Annotated in this window: 19 protein-coding genes, 1 tRNA gene and 1 pseudogene; 12 read left to right on the forward strand and 9 right to left on the reverse strand. The window is 57.8% G+C overall.

Going from position 1 to position 25,492, the window contains the following annotated elements:
• Positions 1-9: 9 nt before the first annotated feature.
• Complete coding sequence (gene hpnD, locus CDV44_RS06470) at positions 10-978, reverse strand: presqualene diphosphate synthase HpnD (RefSeq protein WP_087687132.1); 969 nt, start codon at positions 976-978, stop codon at positions 10-12.
• Positions 979-1,009: 31 nt separating this feature from the next.
• The gene (locus CDV44_RS06475) at positions 1,010-1,423 is read right to left on the reverse strand and encodes a DUF427 domain-containing protein (protein ID WP_087687133.1); all 414 of its coding nucleotides are present in this window, start codon (positions 1,421-1,423) and stop codon (positions 1,010-1,012) included.
• Between the two features lie 268 nt (positions 1,424-1,691).
• Between CDV44_RS06475 and CDV44_RS06480 the strand changes: the two genes are divergently transcribed.
• Positions 1,692-1,778, forward strand: a tRNA-Leu gene (locus CDV44_RS06480).
• Positions 1,779-2,460: 682 nt separating this feature from the next.
• On the opposite strand, the pseudogene CDV44_RS06485 reads toward CDV44_RS06480, so the two are convergent.
• A pseudogene (locus CDV44_RS06485) lies at positions 2,461-3,562 on the reverse strand (IS3 family transposase).
• A gap of 1,065 nt (positions 3,563-4,627) precedes the next feature.
• A complete protein-coding gene (locus CDV44_RS06495; protein ID WP_087687135.1) occupies positions 4,628-6,181 on the reverse strand; it encodes an ATP-dependent endonuclease in 1,554 nt (517 codons plus the stop codon).
• A gap of 1,240 nt (positions 6,182-7,421) precedes the next feature.
• Here CDV44_RS06495 and CDV44_RS06500 point away from each other — a divergent pair.
• The 7 genes from CDV44_RS06500 to CDV44_RS06530 all read left to right on the forward strand — a co-directional run bounded on the left by CDV44_RS06500 (position 7,422) and on the right by CDV44_RS06530 (position 14,056).
• Positions 7,422-8,249, forward strand: coding sequence for an ABC transporter substrate-binding protein (locus tag CDV44_RS06500; protein WP_087687136.1), 828 nt, complete (start codon positions 7,422-7,424; stop codon positions 8,247-8,249).
• A gap of 37 nt (positions 8,250-8,286) precedes the next feature.
• Positions 8,287-8,985 (forward strand): amino acid ABC transporter permease, encoded by a 699-nt coding sequence (locus CDV44_RS06505; RefSeq protein ID WP_087687137.1) that lies wholly within the window; start codon positions 8,287-8,289, stop codon positions 8,983-8,985.
• Between the two features lie 3 nt (positions 8,986-8,988).
• Entirely contained in the window at positions 8,989-9,723 is a 735-nt protein-coding gene (locus CDV44_RS06510) for an amino acid ABC transporter permease (protein ID WP_087687138.1), read from the forward strand.
• The gene (locus tag CDV44_RS06515) at positions 9,701-10,429 is read left to right on the forward strand and encodes an amino acid ABC transporter ATP-binding protein (RefSeq protein WP_087687139.1); all 729 of its coding nucleotides are present in this window, start codon (positions 9,701-9,703) and stop codon (positions 10,427-10,429) included. The genes CDV44_RS06510 and CDV44_RS06515 overlap by 23 nt, the downstream gene beginning before the upstream one ends.
• A 108-nt stretch (positions 10,430-10,537) precedes the next feature.
• Positions 10,538-11,938, forward strand: a complete 1,401-nt coding sequence (locus tag CDV44_RS06520; protein WP_087687140.1) for an amidase — start codon at positions 10,538-10,540, stop codon at positions 11,936-11,938.
• Positions 11,939-11,985: 47 nt separating this feature from the next.
• On the forward strand, positions 11,986-13,311 hold the full coding sequence (locus CDV44_RS06525; RefSeq protein WP_087687141.1) for an amidase family protein: 1,326 nt from the start codon (positions 11,986-11,988) through the stop codon (positions 13,309-13,311).
• A gap of 70 nt (positions 13,312-13,381) precedes the next feature.
• Positions 13,382-14,056, forward strand: coding sequence for an HAD family phosphatase (locus CDV44_RS06530; protein WP_087687142.1), 675 nt, complete (start codon positions 13,382-13,384; stop codon positions 14,054-14,056).
• Between the two features lie 12 nt (positions 14,057-14,068).
• Here CDV44_RS06530 and CDV44_RS06535 read toward each other — a convergent pair whose 3' ends face one another.
• On the reverse strand, positions 14,069-14,965 hold the full coding sequence (locus CDV44_RS06535; protein ID WP_170935865.1) for a LysR family transcriptional regulator: 897 nt from the start codon (positions 14,963-14,965) through the stop codon (positions 14,069-14,071).
• Positions 14,966-15,176: 211 nt separating this feature from the next.
• Here CDV44_RS06535 and CDV44_RS06540 point away from each other — a divergent pair, with 211 nt between their 5' ends.
• The 3 genes from CDV44_RS06540 to CDV44_RS06550 are packed head-to-tail and all read left to right on the forward strand — an operon-like array spanning position 15,177 to position 18,043.
• On the forward strand, positions 15,177-15,845 hold the full coding sequence (locus tag CDV44_RS06540; RefSeq protein ID WP_087687144.1) for an RraA family protein: 669 nt from the start codon (positions 15,177-15,179) through the stop codon (positions 15,843-15,845).
• Between the two features lie 4 nt (positions 15,846-15,849).
• A complete protein-coding gene (locus tag CDV44_RS06545) occupies positions 15,850-16,809 on the forward strand; it encodes a D-2-hydroxyacid dehydrogenase (RefSeq protein WP_087687145.1) in 960 nt (319 codons plus the stop codon).
• Between the two features lie 31 nt (positions 16,810-16,840).
• Positions 16,841-18,043: a pyridoxal phosphate-dependent aminotransferase gene (locus tag CDV44_RS06550; RefSeq protein WP_087687146.1), complete on the forward strand. Its 1,203-nt coding sequence runs from the start codon at positions 16,841-16,843 to the stop codon at positions 18,041-18,043.
• A 132-nt stretch (positions 18,044-18,175) separates the two neighbouring features.
• On the opposite strand, the gene ppc is transcribed toward CDV44_RS06550, so the two are convergent.
• The 4 genes from ppc to CDV44_RS06570 form a co-directional block, all read right to left on the reverse strand.
• A complete protein-coding gene (ppc, locus tag CDV44_RS06555) occupies positions 18,176-21,064 on the reverse strand; it encodes a phosphoenolpyruvate carboxylase (protein ID WP_087687147.1) in 2,889 nt (962 codons plus the stop codon).
• Between the two features lie 71 nt (positions 21,065-21,135).
• Entirely contained in the window at positions 21,136-22,308 is a 1,173-nt protein-coding gene (locus CDV44_RS06560) for a sugar diacid recognition domain-containing protein (RefSeq protein ID WP_087687148.1), read from the reverse strand.
• 19 nt (positions 22,309-22,327) lie between these two features.
• The gene (locus CDV44_RS06565; RefSeq protein ID WP_087687286.1) at positions 22,328-23,482 is read right to left on the reverse strand and encodes a glycerate kinase; all 1,155 of its coding nucleotides are present in this window, start codon (positions 23,480-23,482) and stop codon (positions 22,328-22,330) included.
• A gap of 97 nt (positions 23,483-23,579) precedes the next feature.
• Entirely contained in the window at positions 23,580-24,509 is a 930-nt protein-coding gene (locus tag CDV44_RS06570) for a LysR family transcriptional regulator (RefSeq protein ID WP_087687149.1), read from the reverse strand.
• Positions 24,510-24,752: 243 nt separating this feature from the next.
• Here CDV44_RS06570 and pxpB point away from each other — a divergent pair, with 243 nt between their 5' ends.
• Positions 24,753-25,484, forward strand: coding sequence for a 5-oxoprolinase subunit PxpB (gene pxpB, locus CDV44_RS06575; RefSeq protein ID WP_170935866.1), 732 nt, complete (start codon positions 24,753-24,755; stop codon positions 25,482-25,484).
• Positions 25,485-25,492: the final 8 nt, after the last annotated feature.

The raw sequence follows: 25,492 nt of genomic DNA on the forward strand, positions 1-25,492 counted from the left end.
GCCAGCCGTTTATCGTGCTCGCCAGGCGCGCCAGAACTTGCGCAGCGGCGTGAGATCGATACGTTGGTGCAGCACCTGATAGTCGCTCGCGGCGACTTCATCGAGCAGGGCGAGTTGCAGGGCGGCGAGGGCGAGCAGCGGCTTTTGCTTGCGGCGGTCGCGCTTGGGGATGGCGGCCATGGCCTCGCGAATGGCTTTGCGCGCCCGCGCATCCTGAAACTTCATCAGGGCGAGAAATTCCGGCGAATACTTGCCGTTCTGAATATCCGCGGCGGTCACGCCAAAGCGCTGCAATTCATCGATCGGGAAATAGACATAACCGGCGCGGGCATCGACGCCCGCCTCGGTGACGCGCCGTGCCAGCGCGATGGCATGGCCAAGTGCGCGGGCGGCCGAAGGCGTCTGCGCGTCGTCGAAGCCGTACACATGCGAGGCGAGTTCGGCGGGGGCACCACCGGCGGCGTCGCAGTAGTGATTCAGACCGGCGAAATCCAGATAGCGCATCTGCGACAGATCCATCTCTGCGCCATGCAGTACCGCATCGAACGCGGTGCGCGACAGTCCCGTGTCCTTGACCACCGGCGCGAGCGCCCGCGTGACCGGATGCACCGGTTTGCCTGCAAAGAGATTCGTGAGTTCCTGCCGCCACCAGTCGAGCTTCGCGTGCGCGACGCCGGGGTCGTGCACGGCGCTGTGAATGTCGGCGATTTCCTGACAGAACGCGTGCACGGCATAGGCGGCATCGCGTTTGGACGGCGGCAGTTGCAGCAGGGCGTAGTAGAGCGCCGAGCCTTGCGGCCCCGCTTTCTGACGGCAATACTCGTTGGCCTGTGTGGGGCCGGCGGGGGTGCCGACATCGTCGTCGGCTGTCTCGTGGGGTTGCATGCGCTTCGGGGTATCGGTCGGGTCATTGGCCCGAACGTCGGCGCACAGACGCGCAGCCGGGGCAATGCCATGAATTGGGGCGAATTCTAGCATTGCTGTCCCGAGGCGAGTCGTCCAGGGGCGATCAGTCGACGAGGCGCTCGCTGGTGTCGATGCTGTCGACGCGCTCAGCGTAGAACGCGAGATAGGTGGCGATGGGTTTGACGGCGTCGAATGGCGAGTTGTAGGTCCAGATCACGTTTTCGCCGGCCTTACCCAAATCGGTGATGGAGTAGTAAGACGCGTCCCCCTTGTAGGGGCAATAGGTGTGATGTGTGGTGGGTGTCAGGCGGGACATGTCGACGTCGTTGCGAGGGATGTACTGTACTGGCGGATACGAAGCTTCGCAGAGCGTGAGGGCGTTGCGCGTATCGGCAATGGTGCGGCCGTTGGCACGTACGACGACGCGAGTGGTTGCGGGAGTGATGACGATCGGATGTTCTGGGGACGGTGCTAGATGCTTGCGGGCCGCATTTGAAGTGTAGGAGGGCGTGGTCATTCGGGAGCTCCTTATGAAGAGGTGCAAAACCAGTATCGGCACCCGCTTCACGGGCATCAACCCGGGGCATGCAGCGATGGGATTTGGGCATTGAATGGCCAAGCGTTGACCGATTGCCGACGATTTTCAGTTCGTGTAGAATGCTCGCCTGCTTTGACGCATGCAGCGGGGCGATCAGTCGCCCCTTTTCATGTCCGACCGGACCGCATGCCGTCGACCCGATGCCGGGATGTCGACACCTTACCGAGGTGACCGACGCCCACGGGCTGCGAGGATGGCGAAATTGGTAGACGCACCAGGTTTAGGTCCTGACGCCCGAAAGGGTGTAGGGGTTCGAGTCCCCTTCCTCGCACCAACTCCCCGTTTTGGCATCGGTTTTGTAGGTCTCACTTCTTCCCTAAAATTCGCGCGAAAGACCGTCTGGTAAGGCTGGGGCGGGGGGGCTTTGTGCGGATTCTGATTGTTCCTCTCTTCACCCAAAATCTCACCTGTTCGCACCTAAAATCCGGGTGGCCTCCCCAATTTTTACCCGAGATTTCCCCACGAAATGGCATCCATTCAGAAGGTGGTGAAGGGCTGGCGCGCTCAGTTGATGGTCAACGGCGAGCGAGACAGTGGAACGTTCGATACAAAGGCAGCCGCGCAGGCGTGGTGTGCGCAGCGAGAGACGGAAATGCGGTCGATTGCTAGCGGTAGCGGCTTGGCGGGATGTTCGTTTGGGTGAGGTGTCTGGGTCGTCGACTTCACGAGAAATGTCACTGATGTCGCACGCGTTTCAGGTTGCTCGGAAGGAGTGGGGCTGGTGGGTGAATGACCCGATGATCGAGGTGAAGCGACCGCCGGATCCGCCCGGGCGGGAGCGATTGATTTCTTAGGAGGAAATCGAGTCGCTGCTGATGAGCATGGGGTATGAGGAGGGGGGGCGGTAGAGAAACCAGTGCAGCGCGTGGCCGTCGCGTTTCTTTTTGCAATAGAAACGGCGATGCGGTCGAGCGAAATGCCGACGTCCCCCCCCCCGTATTCAGTAGCACTAGGTTTTAGAGTCCGGGGGTAATGTCACTGTTTCCTGCCAGTTTCTGGGCATAGATCGCAGGTATTAATCCGCCCTACGATTTCTTAGGTCGTTCCTCGTTATATACCCGTCGCAAAGACTCGATCACGACCTTGGCATGCGACAAGTTGGTGAACCAATGCTCATTCAGGCATTCGCCCCGGAAACGTCCGTTGAACGATTCTGTATGGGCGCTCTGGTTTGGGTTTGCCTAGTTCAATCAGAAACAGCTTCACGCCACGCTCGTGGGCCTAGGTTAGCGTTGCCCGCCCGCAGAACTCTTTGCCATTGTCGGTGCGAATCGCTTGCGGCAGCTCGTGATGCAAGGCCACACTATCCAGGATGCGCGTTAGCCCATGCCCGCTAATTGCTCGCTCCGGCACGATAGCGACGGCCTCGTGCGTGGCATCGTCGACCACCGTCAGACTCTTGATCACACGGCCCTCGGCGGTTCGATCAAACACAAAATCCATCGACCAGGCCTGATCGGCCGCCGATGGTCCCCCGGTGGTTGGCGATCTGAAGCGGCACCTTCTTGCGCTTGCGGCGACGCACCTGCAATTTCTCTTCCGCATACAGCCGCTCGACTCGCTTGTGATTGACTCCTGGCCCGACTGCCGCAGCTTCAGATAAATCATTCCCGAACCGTAACGCCGATGGCGTTGAGCCAACGCCACGATATGCGCTCGCAAGGCAACATTGCGATCCGGCGCTTGCTGACAACGATAGGCGCTGGCGTTCATGCCGACTACCCGCAGGGCTCGACGCTCGCTCAAGCCACACTGGGTCATACGGCGCACCAGTTCTCGGCGGGACGGTGCGCATACCACATTTTTTCGCAATGCCTCGCGCGTCACCCCGTTTTCCAGCAGCGATTCGACCAGCAATTTCTTCAGCCGAGCATTTTCGGCCTCCAGTTCCTTCGGGCGTTTAGCATCCGGGACGCTCATGCCGCCGAACTTGCTGCGCCACCGGTAGTAACTCGCCTCCGAGAAGCCGTGCCGCCAGCACAGCTCCTTGATCGGGATACCCGTCTCAGCTTTCCGCTGGAAGCCGGTGATCTGCTCTTCGGTGAGCCGCTTCTTCATGTCCAATCTCCTGACTGCATGATTGGACTCTAAATCGTCGCACTACTTAAATCGGGGGAGACGTCGCGCCTTTGCGTGCACGCCTCGATCTTCAGTCACGAGCACATGGGCAGCATCTCTCTGTAGTGCATACAGGATCGAGTTGTCGCAATGATCGTTCCCGGAAAGCCCCGCCACATTATTCCAATGGCATACCGGACCTTCGGGCAACAGGTGATATTGATGCACGCGTGCAAGTGTTCGTTTACGACGCTCGCTATCTCGGTCACGCTCAATGTCCCTCACGGAGGCAGGGTGATAAACAAGCCGATGACGACCATTGCACAAATCCATGACGCGCAACAAATCTGGTCTGAGTATGGCCAAGGAGGCCCGACGCGGAATCAGGATACTGGTATCCAGCAAGATTCGCAGATGTAGCGCCACCTTTGTATTTTCCTTCTCTAATCTCTTGCCCGCTTCGACGGGGGGGGTGTTAAAAGCGCGTGCGCCGGCCTTTCGGCCGTTCCCCTAGGAAAGGAGCCGTGGTCGGCGGTGATTGCAATATCTGCATCAATCGTAATTCGAGCAATCATTCGGTTTTTCCGAATCTTCTCGCCATAGTAAATAATTTCTACGTTCTCAGAAAAAGCATGAAATCCTTGCTGGCAGAATGCCCGGGTGGTCGGGTTGCATGCCAAAAATCGTATTTGCCGGATTTAATCCATGCGGCGGATAATTATGCCGATGATAAAAGGCCAAACTGGCGCATCGTAGATTAGGTGCCGTCACGAGGGAAATATCGCTTATTTGCTCTCCTTTCAGCCTGCGTCATCGGTTGTCGTCGGTCACGTACTCCTCATATCACGTTGTCGATTAGGGATGCCAGGAGCAATGCGAAAATTTCGACTCGGGCGGTTTGCAGACTACTCACTGCGTCGCCGAGAAGCCGAGCTGGCCGCCTGCTCTCTGGAGTAGATGTCCATGCGCGGAGTTAAAATTGGGGATAATATTTGATTGAGAAAACGTCGTTCATGTAAATCAATAAATTTCCGAAATTTATATGCATGATGAATTGCATGAGAATTAAAGTAATTCATCAATTTTTTCAACTAAATATGCTACTTCAGTCGGAAAAATTGCGCACACAGTTGCGCTAAGTCTCTCCAAGCATTGAGTTTTTGAAAGCCCTACATGTTGTGATATTTCAAAAAATTCGTTGTGCTTGCCAGCCTGCAATCCAAATTCAAGGATTCCCGGTGTCGCCTCCGGTTCGCACGCAAGGGCGACTGCCGCCACATCGCTAGCAGCCTGGGCTTTTTGGACAATCCAGGACTCGGGCCATGTACTCCCTGGTAAGTAGGCAATTCTAGATTCGTACCAGTCCTTGAAGTCCTTGCCGGGATTCTCCGCCATATTCTTTGCGTGTTCGAAATTTGATGACCCATGCGCACGTTGGTCGCCGTCAAAAATTGCAAGAATGGGGCGAGTATCCTTTCGAACGTACGCTGCAGCCAATTGACGTGCAATTGCCGTTGCTGATCCGATAATTGTTATTGTGACTCTGGTTCGTGTTGCAGCTGAAAGTGCGGCTTGAAGAAGTGATTTTCCAACATCGTCTTCAACAAGAATTTCTAACTCATTTCCCGTCTGACTTCCCATTTTTGCGAATGCAAATTCTGGTGAAATTCCGCCGGTGAGTTTTGTTTTTCCGCCAATATTCTCAACAAAAAATCTTGCGTCATCGGGTAGGCATTCGAAAATCTCTCTCGAGTGTGTTGTGCAAATGACTTGAGTGCCGGTTTCTTTGCAAACTTCTTTCAATTTTTTCATGAAGAGTTTTTGCGCTTTTGCATGAAGTCCGAGTTCAATTTCGTCCATCACCAATAGAGCTTTTTCTTCACAGGAATATATCGTGGAAAAAATTTCAAATAGTGCATTCTCACCCGCACCCATGTTGAATCCAGAATATGTCACGTCTTTTATTTTTACAATAGGTAAGCTGTAGCGGGAGTGCTCCAAGTAGCGGAAGTCATCGTAGGTCTTCCCTAAAATATATCCGACAGCATCCCGAACTTTATTTTCCCAGCCCTTTGCTTTTACGTCTGAAAAAGATTTTGAGTACGATCTGGATTGGCTTCGTTCGCTATGCGGAACTATGCGTTCGATTCCAAGAAATACAACTGTTTTCTTTAATCTTGATGAGTAATCGTTCCATTTTCCGCCTTTATTTTTTTTTCTAATTTGATACCCTAATGCTCTGCCGTCAGGTCTTTCTTCAGTTTTTTTCCAAGTGTCGAGGGCAAAGGTGTATTTTATTTCAATTCCATCTGGTGCGTGTTCTTCTCTGTGTTGGATAAAAAAATCAGAGAATGTGTAGTATGGTTGATTTCGGCGAGGAAGTTTGAATGAGTTTTTATTGGCGTGATAGGCGCAACTGGCTAGTGCGAGAATGGTGGATTTTCCTGCGCCATTGACACCTGCAAATGCCGTTATTGGATAGGTGAGATTTATATTTAAAGAGCTTACCCCTCGGATTTGTCCGGTGACCACTTGAATTTTTCTAAGTAAGGATTTCGAGTAATCTGATGTGAACCAATTTCGAAGCTCGCCGTCAATCTTGCTTTCACGGTATTTCATACTCTCCCCGTTTTTTTGGTGGTTTGCGGTTTTATTGTTGCAGCTGAATTATCGCGTATCTTGGAATCAATGGGAATTGATAAATTTGCTTGTATGTACGGTTGTACATACAAGCTGCCGTGCGTCCATCACGTGGTAATTCGATGAGCCTCTTCGATGCATCTTATTCACCTTGTGGCAGGTGCGGAGGATGATTGGTCTCACCTATTGCTCTCTCACGGCATGGTCACCTAAAAATCCACCTATTTGGTTTGACTGATTCCCCGCATGGAAGGGGGTACTCAAAACGGGAGAAGGCGTTGGATGTCGGCGCCAATAGGGGCTTACGTCGTCCGCTGCCGGAGCGGCTTGCGAAGGGAGGCACTGCGCGTCGTGCGTGTCAGATCGAAGTTATTCAGTTGAGCATGAATCATCGGGAAACTCTGGGCGGCTAAAATCTGTTGGAATGAGGACTCAGAAAGTGAAGGCAACTCCCGCGCGTTTGCGGACGTGCCAGTGATGAGCGCCGTAGAATTGTGTTGTTCGGCAAGAGGGATAGATTGCCTACTTTTTGACATAAACCGACCATGACCTAAGGCTTGGGTTAATCAGGATCTCATTGGTAAATGCAGAGAGCGCATTTAAGGAAATTATAGGTATCTGGCCTGCGCACACTATGTATTGGATGTATTCTCTCTGACATGGTTGCTACCCTTCGGGGGCCTCTCCCAAGACTGGAATCAACGCAATTTGCACCCATTCCCCCGCCGCCATCCGCTCCCCCAGACCCCCGCAACTATATTAAATTGCAAAGAGGATACGTCTACCCCTCCTCGCACCAACTCCCCGTTTCGGCGTCGGTTTTGTAGGTCTCATTTCTCCCCTTAAATTCGCGAAAAAGACTGTCTGGTAAGACCGGGCCGGGTTTTTTGTGCGATTCCGATTGCTCCCCTCATCCCTCGAAATTACTGACGGACCTTCGTCGGCAGGTGTCTGCCGCCGAATCACGTCCCGATTGACTTCGATCTTAGGCGCCGCGTCACCTGACCATTGCAGGCAGCGTGTCTCGATCTGCTTCGCGCAGTATCCGAATCATCTAATCGCGCAAAAACATGCGTAAAAGCGATTTTGTTAGATAAAAAAATATCGTTTTTAGACATTTCATCTGCGTGAAACAATGCGCCATCGGTAATCGGGCTTGCGCCATTTTTGCTCGAAGCGCAGGGCCTGCCGTATCTATAAAAAACATGGAGATAGTCAGATGAAGCGACTCATTGCTTGCATTGGCGCGGCCGTATTGGGCGTGTCTTTTATCGGAACGAGCATCGCCCACGCGGACCAGCTTGCAGACATCAAGAAGCGCCGGACCTTGGTGTGCGGCATTGTCAGCAACAACCCCCCGTTCGGATTTCAAAACCCGGATTCGCGGGAAATCGTCGGATACGACGTCGATTTCTGCAAAGGCGTAGCGAAGCAACTCGGCGTCGAGCCGGAGCTGAAAGTGTTGTCGCTCGACGCACGTATTCCTGAACTCACGCAAGGACGCATCGACATTTTGACGGCGTCACTCACCTACAACCCGCAACGCGCGCAACAAGTCGATTTCTCTCATATCTACTTTGTCAGCAACGAAGTGATCGCGACGTCGGCCAACGGGCCATACCGCACAGTCAACGATTTGGCGGGGAAACGCATCAGCACAGTTAAGGGCTCGAGCGATATTCCCGCCGTTCAGCAATTGCTGCCAACGGCGCAACTGGTGAGCTACGACGATCCGCCGTCGGCTTTCATGGCACTGACCCAGCGCAAGGTCGATGGCTATGTCATGTCCGAAAGCATCATGCGCCGCTTTATCGAGCGGCTCGGCCCCAACGCGAAAACGATCGCGATCTTGTCGCCGCCGATCGCCCGCCAATACTGGGGCTTGGGGATGAAGAAGGGCGAGCCCGCGCTAGTCGCCGCAGTCAACCAAGCACTCGGTGTGATGGAGTCGTCGGGGCAGTCGCAACAGATCTTCGATAAGTGGCTTGGCGCCGCATCCGCATACAAGATGAAACGCGACTTCACCGCCGCGCCAATTCAGGACTGAGCCATCGAGTGGCGTCTCCCCGCTTAAGGAGTAGAACGTGTTGCATTACCTCGAATTCGGCGCAGTCTTCGCTGGGCCATTCGCTAGTCTTTTGCTTTCCGCCGCGCTAACGACGTTCAAGTTGACGGTGGCGAGTTGGCTGCTTGCCACCGGGCTTGGAACGGTGCTGGCCGTATTGCGTGCGTCGGGAATTACCCCGCTGCGTAAAGCGGTTGAGGCGTTCGTTTCATACCATCAGAACATCCCCCTGCTAGCGCAGATTTTCCTTTGGTACTTCGGCGTGCCGACGCTGTTGCCCGATGCCGTTCAATCGTGGGTCAACGCGCACGACGGCGAGGTCATCTATGCGTCGATCGCCATCGGTCTATGCATGTCCGCGTTCTTTTCGGAGGACATTCGTAGTGGCCTGCGCTCGGTGCCGCATGGTCAGTACGAAGCCTCCAGATCTCTGGGTTTGAGCTTCTTCGCCACGATGCGTTTTGTCACGTTCCCATTGGCTTTCCGGAGTGCGCTTCCGTCGTTCGTGAATCACACAGTGATGATGTTTAAAGACACGAGTCTTGCGATGGCGATTGGTGCGGCCGAGATGACTTACGTGGTTCGTCAGATCGAGAACGAGACGTTCAGGACATTTGAGGCCTATGCCGTGGCAACGGCCTTCTATCTTGCCGTGTCGTTGGGGTTGATGGGGCTGGGTGCCATGGTCGCCAACCGCATCCAGATAAAGGCGAGGTAAGGCATGTCGGAAATTTTGAACGAATATGGATTGCTGCTTCTCGTCGGGCAATTTCCAAATGGACCGCTTGGCGGACTCGCGCTCACCCTGATTCTTTCCGTCATGGGACTTGCGCTGTCTTTCCCGCTCAGTATTGCGATCGCGCTATGCCGAATGTCTCCCATCAGGCCCCTCTACGTCGCATCGACCGTATTGGTGTATGTGGTGCGTGGTGTTCCGTTGGTGATGTTCGTCTTCTGGGGATACTTCCTCGTTCCCATTCTGGTCGGACACAGCGTGACTGCCTTCACGGCAATGATTTGTACGCTGGTTGTTTATCAGTCCGCCTATTTGTCGGAAGTGATTCGCGCGGGAATCGAAGCGTTGCCGAAAGGGCAGGTGGAAGCGTCGCGCGCGCTGGGGCTAGGGTACTGGAGAACCCACCTCTGGGTGATTCTGCCGCAAGCGCTATACAACATGGTGCCGAGCATCATCAGTCAGTTGGTGTCGCTGATCAAGGAAACCTCGATTGGCTATGTGATTAGCGTGCAGGAACTGACGTTCGAGGCGAACCAGGTGAATAACGCCCTTCTGACAAAGCCGTTCGAGGTGTTTGCGATCCTCGTCACCCTCTATTTTGTTGTCTGTTTCGTGCTCACGAAGTGCGCAAACTATCTGGAAAGCCATGTAACGCGTAAGCGGTCGCCGAAGGCGGTAGTGCAAAGGAGCATTGAAAGTGATTCGATTTTCGAAGGTTAACAAGTGGTATGGCGAGTACCACGCACTGGCTGACGTAAGCGCGGAAGTCCGGGAAGGAGAAGTCGTCGTCGTTTGTGGTCCCTCAGGATCGGGCAAGTCCACATTGATCCGTACGATCAATCGGCTGGAAGAAATCCAATCGGGCACGATCCATGTCAACAATCAGGACATTCACGCGAAGGACCTGAGTATTAATGAATTCCGCAGCGGCGTTGGCTTTGTGTTTCAGTCGTTCAACCTGTTTCCGCATCTTTCGGTAGTCGAAAACGTGTGCCTTGCACCCGTCCGGATCGCGAAGAAACCCGCTGCACAAGCGAAGGAGCAGGCGTTGGCGTTGCTCGCTCGCGTGGGGCTTGCCAACAAAGCGACTGCCTATCCGCATCAATTGTCCGGTGGTCAACAACAACGTGTGGCCATCGCGCGGGCGCTTGCGATGGAACCGCCGATCATGTTGTTCGACGAGCCGACCAGCGCACTCGATCCCGAAATGGTGGGGGAGGTGTTGAGCGTCATGCGCTCACTGGCGCGCGACGGCATGACGATGGTCTGTGTGACGCACGAAATGGGCTTTGCCCGTGAAGTGAGCGACCGTGTGTGGTTCATGGATCGAGGTGTCATCCTCGAAGAAAACTCCCCCGCGGAGTTCTTCCGCGCGCCGCAGCATGCGCGGGCAAAAGCTTTCCTGTCCGATATCAGGGCAAGTTAGCCGAGGTAACGACGCAGGGCCGGCGGACCTGCGTCGGAAGACAATTGAAATCGATCTGTCGCCGGATCATGCTTGGCAGTCATCTCTTCAATCGAGTAATCGCATCAAATGACGGGTAACCCACTTCGCTTGCTGAGTGCTACGGAAGCTCAGAAACGGATCGCCAGAAAGGAACTGAGCGCGCTTGAATACGTAGCGGCCTTGCTGGAAGCCATCGCCGCAGAAAACGACACGCTGAGCGCCTTTATCGAAATCTATCGTGAGGAGGCGCTCGCCGCCGCCCATCAGGCAGACGTGCTCATGGCGCGTGGTGAAGTCACCGGTCCGCTTCACGGGTTGCCGTTTGCGGTGAAGGATCTGATGGACGTCGAGGGCAAACGGACCACGGCGCAGTCGCACGTATTGCGCGATCCCGTGGCAAAGCGCGATGCCGACGTGGTCCGGCAACTGCGCGCGGCGGGTGCCATCCTGATAGGAAAGTTGAGCCTGGAGGAGTTTGGCATCGGCTCGCCGTCGGACACGTTGCCATGGCCACCCGCGCGCAATCCGTGGGACATCGAGCGCATACCCGGTGGCTCATCGAGTGGGTGCGGCGTCGCGCTGGCCGCGTGTCAGGTCCCACTGGCGATCGGCTCAGATACTGCGGGCTCCGTCAGAAATCCGGCGGCCATGTGCGGCGTCATCGGTCTCAAGCCAACTTATGAGTTGCTCAGCCGGCGAGGGGTATTTCCGCTGGCGCCGTCGCTGGACCATGTGGGGCTGATGACGCGGAGTGCCGAAGACTGCGCGCTTTTGCTCGGTGCGCTCAAGCACCCGTCTCGCCGGGAAAACGTCGACTTCACGCTGGAAGGCGCACCGTTGCACGGCCTAAAAGTCGGACTGCTCTCGCACTTTTATCGCCGGGACATCATCGCCGACGACGAGACTCAGAGCGCAATCGGCGCCGCCGCCGGCGAGATCGCCAGACTGGGCGCTCGATTAGACGACGTCGATGCCGGCGATCTTGAGTCGTTCCGGCGGTGCGGCTCGACGCTGCTGCGCGTCGAAGCCTATGCGGTCCATCGTGAGTTTCTTGCCCGATCCCCGGAGCGTTACGGTGAACGCTGCCGCGATACGCTCTTGGCAGGCGCATTGATATCTGCGCAGGAATACGTCGATGCCAAGCGACAGCAGCTTGATCTCACTGACCGGATCGACCGGCTGCTGGAGACGTCTGAAGTCTTGCTCACCGGTGTTTCCGCGCACACAGCCGCGCGGTTCGACGACGAGGATGCTGTCAATCGACCGGCCAACCAAATGCGTGTGCCGTTCAACGTCTCGGGACATCCAGCGCTGGCGTTCTGTGTCGGGTTCTCGTCCAGTGGTTTGCCAATCGGTGCGCAACTGATCGGGCGACGCTTCGAAGAAGAGAAATTACTCGCAGTGGCGGCGGCATATCAACGAGTCACCACCTGGCATTTTCGACATCCGTCCGTTGCATTGAGCGGTCGCGACGGCGTCCCGCAGTAGCGTCATGGCATGACACAAAACCTTCGTTCGAAAATCGAGAGAGTGCTATGAACGGCACAGACACCCGGAATCGCTTCAGTGCACTCGTCGATTCGACGCTGGATGCTGCGGCGAGGCATGGCGCAGCGTTCACACAAATCTATCGCGAGGCGGCAATCGTGCAAGCGGCCGCCATGGATGGACGTTGCGCATCAGGCGGTACCGAATGGCTGCCGACGTTGGCCGGCCTGCCCGTGACGATCAAGGACAACATGGACGTGGCGGGCGAGCCCACTGCGGCGGGGTCCCCAGCCGTGATGGCAACGGCGTCTCCAGCCGCGACGGATGCGGACGTGGTGAGGCGCCTGCGCGCGGCGGGCGCCATCATCCTTGGCAAAACGGCGATGTCGGAACTTGCCTTGTCGTCGGTCGGGCTCATCGAGGGCACGCAGCGACTTCCGAATCCACTCGATCCCGAGCGCGTACCCGGCGGGTCTTCGTGCGGGGCGGCGGTGTCGGTGGCTGTCGGTGCGGCCTGCGCGGCACTCGGAACCGACACCGGTGGGTCGGTACAACTTCCCGCAGCACTATGCGGAATTGTCGGCTTCAAACCCACCGCGTCGCAGATTTCGCGTGAAGGGGTTCTCCCGCTCTCGCAACATCTCGACTCGGTAGGCGTGATGGCAAAGTCCGTCAAGCGATGTCGAATGGTCTACGAGGTGATCGCGCAGAATGCCTCCATGTATCCGCCGAATTCCCAGCCTCGCCGGGTCAAAGGGTTTAGGTTTGCGGTGCCGAAAAACTACGTCTTAGCCGACCTCGACCCGGCGGTAGCCGCTGCCTTCGAACAGACGCTGAGTGTCTTGTCGGCGCACGGCGCGGTGTTGCAGGATATCGAGCTGCCTGCGCTTGACCAGATCCCCGAGGTGTATCGAGGCGGGGGCTTCTCGATGGCAGAGATCTACGCGTGGCTGCGGTCTCGTGGATCACTGAGGAGGTCGCTGATTTCAGCGCGTGCCTACTCGCGAATCGAGCAGGGCGGTGTGCTTTCCGCCGCCGACATGATCGACAGACTCGCGCTGCGGGCGTCGCTTGTCGAAAGCGCGGACCGGGGCACACGTGATTGGGATGCGCTGCTGATGCCCACATGCCCAATACTGCCGCCGCTCATCAGTGCGGTTGCCGATGACGAGGGCTACAGCCGCTACAACATGCTTCTGATGCGCAATTCACGGGTGGCCAACGTGCTCGATCGTTGTGCCATTTCGCTGCCTGCCGATCGCCGCGAAAGGCTGCCCGTTGGCATCACGTTGATGGGACCTCGTGGAAATGATAAGGCGCTGCTAACGATCGCGGAAGCGGTCGAGGGCATGCTTCCCGGACGAGGCATGTAGCGTTCGTCGTCTTCATTCGGCCGGTGGGTGATCTTTCTGAACGGTTGCCTCGTTCGCACCGGACGCGCATATGCCATCTCCCTCAACGCTTTTATCCAAAGCCATTCTCTGGGACAACGACGGTGTCTTGTCGGACACCGAGCGTCTGTTTTACGAAGTCAATCGCGATGTCCTCGCCGAGCATGGTGTGGATTTGACGCGCGAGCGCTATGTCGACTGGTTTCTGGTTGCCAATCTCGGGGCATGGCATGTGCTTAGCGACAGGGGGTATCCGGCGCCTGAGTTAGCGAGGCTTCGCATCGAGCGTAACCGCCGCTACAGCATAGCGCTGTCCACAGCCAATGGCCTGACCCGTCCCGGCCTCGTGCCGTTGCTGACGCGGATGAAAGGGCGGGCGCGCATGGCCATCGTTACGGCATCGTTCCGTGACCATCTGGCGTTGGCGCACGGGCAAGACGCCTTTTTCGAACACTTCGAGGCGATATTCACGCGCGAGACGTCGGGCCAGCCGAAGCCGGCGCCCGACTGCTATCTGAAGGCGCTGGACGCGCTGCAATTGACAAGTGACAGGTGTGTCGTGGTCGAAGACTCCCCGCGAGGTTTAGCGGCCGCCTGCGCGGCGGGCCTGACGTGCATCGTCATCAGAAGCGAGCTCCTGCACGATTTTCCCTTCGTCGGCGCTGCTGCTGTCGTTGATAACCTGACCGAGCTGGAGCGCGCGTTGGACGCGTTTCTCGCTGCGTAGCCGGTTAACACATCAAAGCATCAGCAGAGATTCGTCGTAATCGACGACTTCCAATGCGACTTCCCTGAGGGTAGAGGTGACAGCGCGGGAGTCGTCCCCCCGCCAGTAGAAACGGTAATCGACCGGCTGAAGGGGTGTTTTTGTCGGTACGACCACGAGCGTGCCGCGCCGAAGCATGGGGCGTAACCAACCGCTAGGCAGATATCCGATGCCTATCCCCGCAGAGACCAGACCGGCCATCGTGGCCATGCTGTTCGACTCGATAATCTCGCAGACGGTCGCGCCGGATTCCTTTCTCCATGCATCGAAGATGAGCGTGGAACCGGCTTGCTGCGACATGGTAATGACCGGCATGTCGGCGACCATATCTTCTGCGGTCTGACCCGGTCGAATCGTTTCTCGTCCCGCGACCCACACATACTCGGCCTTCGCCAGCAGCACGGAATCCAGTGCGGGGCTGGTCGACGGCCGGGCAACGATGGCCGCATCGAGCTTCCCGCTCAGCAATTTGGCTTCAAGCTCCAGTCCCAATCCCACATAGGGCTCGAGCTTCAATTGCGGGTGCCTCTCCTTGAGCGTAGAGACCAACTTCGGCATCCAAGAGGAGGCCGTGATTTCACCGACACCCAGTCGAAAACGGCCTCGAATGGTACCTGACGCGCCGATGGACGCCGCAACCTCTTCCGCGTGGCTGAGCAGCGCACGGGCTTTGGGCAGAAGTGTCCGCCCATCGGCGGTGAGAGACGCCCGCCGTGCATCCCGGTTGAACAACGTCTGCCCGATACCCGTCTCCAGCTCGACCAGCCGCTTGGAGAGCGAGGATTGAGAAATATGCAGCTTGTCGGCTGCAATCGCAAAGCTTTCGCAGGTGGCTGCCCAGTAAAAGGCTTCCAGCTGTTTGAGGGTCATTCTATTCATCGAATTCAGTGAACATAAATTAGCGATTAATTTCGCTTTTTCTACATTTTCGCATGTCCTAGAGTGACAACAAACCACAAAAAGGAGACCTCAGCGAAATCACGCAGTCAGCAGACTGCGCGGCGCTGTTCTCCTTGGTTCGACCATTCGGTCGTAGTGCATCAACTGGCACGTTTGTTTATCTATTTTAGGAAAGCACAAAATGATTGGTCTTCAGATTCTGGAGCGTAAGCGTCAAATCTCCCCGTCCTTGGTTGAAGGCTTCCGCTCGGTTCCCGTGGCGAACATCAGCGATTGCATGTGGCGCATGAGCGCCGGCGGCGCTGGCCTGCGCCCGTATCACGACGGCACTGCACTGGCCGGCCCGGCATTCACCGTGAAAGTTCGCCCGGGTGACAACCTGATGATTCACAAGGCGCTGCATCTCGCCAAGCCGGGCGACGTCATCGTGGTGGACGGTGGCGGCGAACTCTCTAACGCGTTGATTGGCGAATTGATGGTCACGACCGCGATCAAGCGCGGTATCGCCGGCTTCGTGATCAATGGCGCCATTCGCGATGTCGATGCCATCAAAGCCGGGCGGTTCCCTGTGTACGCGGCCGGTGTCACTCACCGTGGCCCGTATAAGGACGGCCCGGGCGAAATCAACGTGCCGATTTCCTTGAATGGCATGGTGGTGAATTCCGGTGATTTGATTCTGGGCGATGCCGACGGCCTGCTGAGTATTCCGGTGGAAGCTGCCGAAGAAATTCTGGAAGCGGCGCGTAAGAAGTCGGCGCTTGAGAAGGTGACGTTTAAAGAAATCGATGACGGGACGCTCGACACCACTTGGATCGACGCGGCGCTCGCGCGTCTGGGCTACAAGGGCTAACCGCATGAAGATTGTGTTTTTGGACCGCGGTACGCTGTCCCCGCAAACGGTCTTCCGGGCGCCGGCGTTTCCGCACGAACTGATCACCTACGATCAGACCCGTCCGGAGCAAGTCGCGTCGCGTATTGCCGATGCCGACATCGTGGTGCTGAACAAGGTGAAGCTGCCCCGAGAAGTCGTTGCAGGCGCTAAGAAGCTCCGCATGGTGGCCATCGCCGCCACGGGCTACGACAACGTGGATGTTGCCGCCTGTAAGGCACAGGACATCGTCGTCAGCAATATCCGAAACTACGCCGTCAACACGGTTCCCGAGCATACCTTCGCGCTGATTTTTGCTTTGCGGCGCAGCATCTGTGCGTATCAGGATGCTGTGCGCGCCGGTCGTTGGCAGGCATCAGGTCAGTTCTGCTTCTTCGATTTCCCCATCAAGGATCTGGCGGGTTCGACACTCGGCGTCATCGGTGACGGTGTCCTCGGGCAGGCGGTGGCGAACTTGGGCCGCGCGCTGGGGATGCGGGTTATCTACGCTGGCTACAAGGGCTTTTCGAATCAAGGCTCACTGTATGTGCCGTTCGAGAAGGCGTTGGCGGAAGCCGACATTCTGACCTTGCACTGCCCGTTGACGGCAGAGACCCGCCACATGATCGGTGCGCCGGAGTTCGGGCTGATGAAGCGTCGCCCACTGTTGATCAACACGGCGAGAGGCGGCTTGGTCGATGAGGCTGCTGTGGGGCCGGCACTGGATGCCGGTCAGATTTCGGGCGCGGGCTTCGACGTCGTCATGGCCGAGCCACCACCGCAAGACCATCCGTTCATGGCGCTTGTGAATCGAAGCAATTTCATCCTGACGCCCCACGTTGCCTGGGCGAGCGATGAAGCCGTTCAGGGATTGACGGACCAACTGGTCGACAACATCGAAGCGTTCGTCCGGGGCGAGCCGAGGAACGTTGTCGGGCAGGGCTAACAAACATTCACCAGAAATTCCTTTTTCCATCATGGCATTTATCTCCGACTCTCTGTCCCGTATCAAGCCTTCTGCGACCATTGCGATCTCCGATAAAGCACGTGATTTGGCCGCTCAAGGACGAAACATCATTGCCCTGAGCGCTGGTCAGCCGGACTTCGACACGCCGGACAACATCAAGCAGGCGGCCTACGAGGCAATTCGCCGCGGCGAAACCAAGTACACGGCCGTTCTGGGCATCACTGAGCTTCGCGAGGCGATCGTCGCCAAGTTCAAGCGTGAAAATAATCTGGACTACAACGTTTCGCAAACGATGGTTTCCAGTGGCGGCAAGCAGGTCATTGCCAACGCCCTGATGGCGACCGTCAATCCGGGGGATGAGGTCATCATCCCTGCGCCTTACTGGGTGTCCTACCCGGAACTGGTGTCACTGTGCGGTGGCACGCCCGTGTTTGTGACGGCGTCCCTCGAAAGCAATTTCAAGTTGCGCCCGGACGATTTGGAGAAAGCCATTACGCCGCGCACGAAATGGCTGCTGTTCAACTCGCCCTCCAACCCGAGTGGTGCGGCCTACACCGAGGACGAGTTGAAGGCGCTCATGGAGGTTGTGAAGCGTCATCCGCACGTTTGGGTTCTGACCGACGACATCTACGAGCATCTGGTCTACGACGGCTTCAAGTACACGACACCGGCGCAAGTCGCCCCCGAGCTATACGAGCGCACGCTCACGATGAACGGGGTGTCCAAAGCCTATGCCATGACAGGATGGCGGATCGGCTATGCCGCCGGCCCGGTTGCGCTCATCAAGGCCATGGAGAAAATTCAGGGGCAGACGACCTCCGGTGCGTCGTCGGTGTCGCAGTGGGCGGCCGTCGAGGCGTTGAATGGTCCGCAGGACTACATTCACAACAGCCGGGAAGTCTTTCAGGCGCGTCGCAATATGGTCGTATCGATGTTGAATGACGCCGAGGGGCTGGACTGCCCGACACCTGACGGTGCGTTCTACGTTTTCCCTTCGCTTGCCCGGCTGGTCGGCAAGCGCACCGAAAGCGGTAAGCGCATCGAGAACGACGAGGACTTCGTCTCCGAGTTGCTCCAGTCCGAGGGGGTGGCGCTGGTGCACGGCACGGCATTCGGTCTTGGACCGAGCTTCCGGCTTTCGTACGCCGACGACACCGAACGCTTGCGTGATGCTTGCACCCGCGTTCAACGTTTTTGCGCGAGCCTGCGCTAACCAACTGTCACTTCGTCGTTATGTGAGCAGGGCGGGCTTGGGTACCTCTGCTCACCAATATCAAAAAGGGCCGCGACATGATCATGTCGCGGCCTTTTTTTGTCCCGCAGAGCAACTCCGGGACTTGTTCGCTTATCCGCTATTACGCAAACCAGCAGCGACCCCGTTAATGGTGAGATGTATGCCGCGTTGCACACGTTCCTCCGGCGTTTCTCCCGCAGCCAGGCCAGCCCGGTGGCGTTTGAGCAGTTCGACCTGAAGGTGATTCAGCGGGTCCAGATAGGCAAAACGGTTCTTGATCGACCGCGCGAGCGCGGGGTCGGCCGCGAGCCTTTCCACGTTGCCCGTGATGGCCGCCAACATGTCGCAAGTCCGCTCGTGTTCGTCGGAGAAGCGCGCAAAGATCGCGGTGCGGAGTTTGTGGTCCGGTACCAACCCGGCATAGCGCGACGCGACGGCGAGGTCGGTCTTTGCCAGCACCATGTCCATATTGGACAGAAGGGCGTCGAAGAACGGCCAGTCCTTGCTCATCGAGCGTAACGTTTCCAGACGCTCTTGTTTGTCCTTTGCGTCTGTCGAATCCTCAAGCCATTCCGAGACGGCGCTTCCGAAGCCATACCAGCCGGGGAGTAGCAGTCGGCACTGCCCCCACGAGAATCCCCACGGAATGGCGCGCAGGTCTTCGATGCGACGAGACGCCTTTCGCGAAGCGGGGCGGGAGCCGATATTCAACTGCGCGATTTCGGCGATCGGGGTCGAGGCGAAGAAATAGTCGGTAAATCCCGGGGTGTCGTAAACAAGGTTCCGGTAGGTGCGATAGGCCCGCTGCGAGAGTTCATCCATCACGGCTTCGTAGCGTGCGACGGCTTGTGCTTTTGGGCTGTCCTGAGGCACCGGCATCAGGCTGGCTTCCAGCGTGGCCGACACCAGCAGCGCCAGATTCCGGCGGCCAATGTCCGGGTTGGAGAATTTGGACGCGATGATTTCCCCCTGCTCCGTCACGCGAATCTGGCCGTTCACGGTGCCCGAAGGCTGGGCCAGGATGGCTTGATAGCTGGGGCCGCCACCACGGCCGACAGTGCCGCCGCGGCCGTGGAAGAGGCGAAGCGTCACGCCGGCTTCATTGAACAAGACAACCAGTTCGTTTTCGGCCTTATACAGCTCCCAATTGGATGTCAGGAAGCCACCGTCCTTGTTCGAGTCGGAGTATCCCAGCATCACCTCTTGCAACTGGCCTTGTTTTGCGATGAGCGGCGCCACTTGCGCAAGCGTCAGCCACTGGCGCATGATCGTTGCGGCGCAGCGGAGATCCGGAATGGTCTCGAACAGTGGGACGACCATCAGCTCAAGTTCCTGCAACCGATGGCCATCGGTGTGAAGCAACCCGGTTTCTTTCTGGAGCAGAAGGACTTCGAGGAGGTCCGATAGCGTCTCGGTATGCGAGATGATGTAGTTACGAATGGCGCGCTTGCCATAGCGACGCCGAATCTCCCGCGCCGCATGCAGGACACCCAGCTCCGAATGGGTTTCGTCCGTGTATTCCACGAAGGGCGAGAACAATAATCGGGGCTTCGCCAACTCCGAGAGCAGCAGATCGATCTTGCCGACTTCGGTCAGACTGGCATAGTCGTTCTCGACCTCTGCCTTGGATAACAGCTCCCCCAAAACGCGCTCGTGGACATCCGAGCTCTGGCGCATATCCAGCGTCGCCAGATGGAAACCAAAAATCTCCGATGCGCGCTTGAGCGAAGCAAGGCGCGGCTTGACCAGTGCGGCACCGTGATTGGCAAGCAGCGACGTCCCCAGAATGTTCAGGTCGCCGGTGAAGGCTTCCGAGGTGTCGTAGGGCGCCGCCGCACCGATTTCCTGACGAAGAATGTCGTGGGCACCGAGCAGGCGTGCCGTGGCGGCCAATCGAGCGTAGATGCCGATCAACGCACGGCGATAGGGCTCATCAGCGCGGTGCTCGGAGCGGTCGGGTGATTGCGCTGCCAGCGCCAGCACGTCAGGACTCGCGTCGACCATCAGGCTGGAAATGGGGAGTTCGGCCCCCAGCGCATGGATTTCCTCTAGGTAATACTCGAAGAGGGTGGCCGACTGACGTGCCAGCGCATGTCGCATGGTGCCGGCGTTGACGTTCGGATTGCCGTCCCGGTCGCCGCCAATCCAACTGCCCATCTGCAAATACGAAGCGGGATCTGTAGAGGGATTCTGGGCTTTACCGTTGGATGGAAACTGAGTCTCAATTTCCGCCGCGACGTCGTCGTAGAGTGCGGGCAGCTCGCTCAGAAAGGTAATGCGATAGTACGAAAGCGCATTCTCAATTTCGTCCGCCACCGTCAGCTTCGTGAAACGGAGCATCCGGGTCTGCCAGAGCGTCGCAATGCGGGCGCGCAGGCGCTCGGTGTTGCGGCGTAGTTCGCCGGGCGTCATCGGCATGTCGCGCGCGGCGACCAAGCGAGCGATTTCGCGTTCTGCATCCAAAATACTCTTGCGCTGCACTTCCGTGGGGTGCGCGGTCAGCACTGGGGAGATGAGCGATTCTTGTAAGAACTTCCGGACTTGTGCGCCAGATACGCCCGCCTCGTCGAGCCGCGACAGCGCATGTGCCACGCTGCCCGGCTGGGCATCGGGATTCGCGAGGAGGTGAGCACGGCGCTGGCGGTTGTGATGCTGGTCCTCGGCGATATTGGCCAAATGAGAGAAATACGAAAAGGCTCTCACGACGGCGTTCGTCTGCTCGCGGGTCAGTTGCTTGAGTAGCTTGTCGAGCGCATCGCCAGCAATTGGGTCAGACTCGCGACGGAATCGCACGGCCGTCTGGCGGATGTTCTCGACGACATCGAAGACTTGCTGACCTTCTTGTTCGAGTACGACCTCGCCCAGCAACCTGCCCAGAAGCCGAATATCTTCCTTGAGCGGTTCGTCGTTCGCTCTGATGCGAATGGTCTCGTTGTCGGACGCGACGGCCTCGGGCGCGCAGGCGCGGACGTTAGGTTTGCTGGAGGTGGAGTTTGCCATGAGAGTAAAAGCCCGGAGGTTGGTTGGTGAGAGCGCTGCCCCAACAGCGCTTTGAAGCCGTGATGGACGATCTAGAGGCAATCGAGCTGCAAGGCGATGTACAGCAGGATGTAGTCCTCTGTGCGGGAAAGGGTCAGGCCGCTCAGTTCCTCGATTCGCCGCAGACGCTTGTCGAGCGTATTCCTGTGGATACCCAGTTCCGCAGCCGATTCGTTGTTCTGGCGCGCGTTGCGATACCAGATTTTCAGCGTTTCCAGCAGTTCGCCGCCCGCTCGGTCGCGCGCTTTGAGCTGCGCAAGCGGTCTGAGAAGCTCCTTGGCCTGCCACGTGTCCGCCCACGACGACAACGCGGAAAACAGCCGGTGGTCGTAAAACGAGAAACACCGTTCGCGTGCATCGGTTGCGCGTGCCGTGCCTGCCTTAAGCGTCGCCCGTGCGCTCTTCCACGAATGATTGAACGCTGAAATGCCTGTCAACCCAACGCCAATCGCGACTTTGAATGGCAGTTTGCACGCCGAGTCGAGGAGATTCTCGATGGCGACGAGTCGCGCCTTGGCGAGATCCGCGACATGACGCGGGTCGACCGACGCGGCGCTTGTGCTGTCCAGAATGACGAGCTCTCGCTGTGAAACCCGCGCCGACAGACAGTCCGGGGCGCGTTGGTTCAATATCGATTGCGCATTGGCGGCGGCGTCGATCACGTCGCTCAGCGGCGCTTGCGGGGTCGCGAATTCGCAGACGATGACAAACCAGAATGCCGTCGTATCGACGCCGAACCGATTGGCTGCGTTCTCCAGTTCCGTCGTGGTGAACGTCTGTTGAGCGTTGATGAGTTGAAGCACCAGATCCTCGCGGTGCCGGTGGTTTCGACGGAGTTCGACGGTTAGCGTTTCCCGCTCGAGAATCATCTGTGCAAGCACCTGCATCAGCTTGCCGTAGTGGCGAACCTCGTCAGGGTCTCCTGTCAGCCCGATGGCGCCCCAGACCTCGCCATTCACGAGAAGCGGCATATTGACGCCGGGCTTCACCTTTGGTGTGCGCGCGGCCATCGCCGTGTCGACTTCCCAATCGCAGCCGTTGCTCAGAGCAATTTGCGCCCCGCGGTGCAACGAACCGATCCGACTCAAGTCGGAACTCGCAAGAATTGAGCCGGTTTCATCCATCACGTTGACGTCGAACGGCAGCACGCGGGTGGCCTCAGCGACAATTTGCTCTGCAAGCCGGCTATCAATTCGACGTCTCATGAAGGGCTCGGCCTATGGCTCAGGCAAACGTCTGACCAATGCGGATTGCCGCCGCGATATTTCGGGCGCTGGCTTGCAGGTTTTGATGGGCGTGGCGCAATGCGTTCTCGACAGTGCAGGGCGCGCGTACCGCCCCGAAGACCGCATGAATGCCGGCGCCGTACAGAAGCTCATCGTCGCTGCCTAACGCGCCGACTGAGCCGCCCAGCGCGATTACCGGAACGCACTTTTGGCGGGCGATGCGTGCCACCGCGGCGGGCGCTTTGCCGCGAACGGTCTGGCTGTCGACTCGGCCTTCACCGGTAATGACCAGTGAGGCGCCATCGATGGCATCTTCCAGACGAGAGGCCTCTGCGATGATGTCGGCACCGGCCCGCACATGTGCGCCGAATACGGCATGCAGGGTCGCGCCAATGCCGCCGGCGGCACCGCCACCGGGCATTGCGGCAAGTCCGGGCGGCACACCAAGGTCCCGTTCCAGCACCTTGGTAAAGTGGTTGAGTGCGTCGTCCAGCACGGAGACGTGGTCAGATGTCGCCCCTTTCTGAGGGCCGAAGATGGCCGATGCACCGGTCTCGCCGCAAAGCGGATTGTCCACGTCGCACGCCAGTTCGATAACGCACTCAAGCAGGCGTTTATCCAATCGGGAAACATCGATACGCGTTACGGTGCGCAGACTTGCGCCACCCGGCGCAACGTCCTGGCCATTTCCATCGAGCAGACGAGCGCCCAGCGCACAGAGAATGCCTTGGCCGGCATCGTTGGTCGCACTGCCGCCCAGTCCGATGGCAAAGCGGCGTAAGCCGGCATCGAGGGCAGCCAGTATCAGTTCGCCGGTTCCACGGCTAGACGTAATAAGAGGATTTCGCTCGGCAGGCGTCAAGAGCGCCAAGCCGCTGGCTGCCGCAACTTCGATCAGGGCAACGCCGTCTGGCGTGACACCGTACTGCGCATCGACCGGACGGCCCAGCGGATCGGACACGCGTTCGAGCCGGTATTCGCCACCCAGTGCCCGGACCAGCGCGGCAACTGTGCCTTCGCCCCCATCCGCAATCGGCACCAAGACAAACTCTGCATGAGGAAAGATTGCCGAGAAGCCGGCGCGAATGGCGTTGGCGGCTTCGGCGGCGCTAAGACTTTCCTTGAACGAATCAGGTGCGATGACGACTTTCACGGCTTGAGCTTTCAATTGAAGAATGCGATTTCGATGGAAAGCAAGAATAGTCGCGCGCCGCTATCCGGCCTATGGGCAAATGCACACCTTTCTCGCGTTAGCTGCGGACTCTCTGTGTAGTGAGCTGCCCTTGGAAGGCATTCGAAAAGTCGCAGCACTCCTGCACAAGCCGCAAGACCGAGGAAATGAAGCTGCTCTTACGTTCTGCCCGATATAGCGCGACGTAGGTGACGTCGGGCAGCTTTGGGGTCGTTTCTACAATCTCGAGTACCCCGTTATCGATGAGCGAGCTGAACGGGAGATAGGGAAGGTAACTGATCCCCATGCCGGCAGCGGTCAGACCGACGAGCGCCACCATGCTTGTGCAGCTCATGGAGCGATTCGGGAATTGAGAGTGAGAGCGAATCCAGCGGTCGTAGATGATCCCTGTCCCCGATTTGCTTCCCTGCGTCAGGATGGTGTACGGCGATAGCTCGTGTATGCGAAGCGGCCGTTTGTGATCGGTCACCAGCCCCGGCTTGGCAACCCAGACGTTTTTCACGCTGGCAAGCGGCATGGCCATCGTGCCGTGGTCGGCGAACGCATCGGGGACGATGATGGTATCCATCTCGTCGTTGAGCAGCTTCTCCATCAAATGCGTGCTGTCGTCGACCTCGGGTTCGATCACCACGCGTGGGTAATGCTGGTTGATCGACTGCACCAATTTCGGAAGCCACGTCATCGCCGTGAGCTCGGTGACCCCGATGCGAAGCCGCCGCTCGATGACTTCGGGCTTGCTGAATTGCTCCACGGCGTCGTCTCGCTGCTCCAGCAGACGCCGCGCAATCATCATCATCTCTTCGCCTTTTTCATTGAGGCGAGCCTGACGAAGCTCCCGGTCGAACAGCGGCGTGTCGAAGGTCTCTTCCAGCTCCTGAATGCGTTTGGAGATTGCCGACTGCGTGGTGTTTAGCCTGCGAGCGGCTTGTGAGAAGCCGCCAAGCGTACCAATCCAATAAAGCGCTTCAAGCTGTTTGAACGAGAACATCCGTCGTCCTTGATTGCCGTTTCGAAGTTGCGAGAATGGGGTGCAGAACCGCTTGGCGCACCGTCTGAATGAAGCCTGTTTCTGCCGAAGATACGCGAAAAAGCGTCAACGAAATATTCGAATTTTAGATATATACGGATCGTTAAATATCGCTTTTTTTGTAATTTTCGGCGACCTATGATTCGCGGATCGCCAGCAGAAAAAAGGGATGCCAAGGCATCCGGTGAATCGAAATTGGAAGCTATGACGTTACCTCAAAGCACTACAGGAGCAATGGCGAGACCGTTATGGACAAGTCGTCTGGATAACGGCGCTGTGCCGGTTTCGATGGCAGGGGTGGGTGGCTTACTGCTGAACCCGTCGAATGGAACGTTCGACCTCGTCATTCAGGAGCGCCTTTTAGACCTCGCGACGACACTTCGCGGCAAGGCCCATATCGAGGCCGGTGTGCGTCAAGTCATTCTTGGCGTTAACAACCTCTTGTTGAAGTTTGACCCGCTGGCGCTGCATCCGAAAGCGGCGTGCGAGATGTTGCTCGCGCTTTGGGAGCAGTCTTCGCCCAGAGGTGTGAAGGGGAAAACGGTTGAGTTCCAGGTGGATTACGGCGGGGCGCCGGGGCCTGACCTGATACCTGTCGCAGAGCTACTGGGAATGAGCGTTGCCGACGTGGTGCGATTGCACAGCGAAGCCAACTATATCGTCGCGGCCATCGGGTCGATGCCCGGCTATGCCTACATGGTTGGGCTTCCGCCTGAGCTGACCCTGAAGCGCCGCGACGTTCCGCGCGTCAGTCTCCCGAAGGGATCCGTCGTTATCGCCGGGGTTCAGGCGTCGGTCTTCCCGATGGCGGGACCGTGCGGCTGGCACGCGCTCGGTCACACCGCTACGACGCTGTTCGACCCTCATTCGAGCGATCCCTGTCTGCTCGCGCCCGGCGACGTTGTGCGCTTTAACGTTGGAAAGGTAAATGCATGATCGAGGTC

It is taken from the genome of Pandoraea sp. PE-S2R-1 (assembly GCF_002179865.1).
GTDB lineage: Bacteria > Pseudomonadota > Gammaproteobacteria > Burkholderiales > Burkholderiaceae > Pandoraea.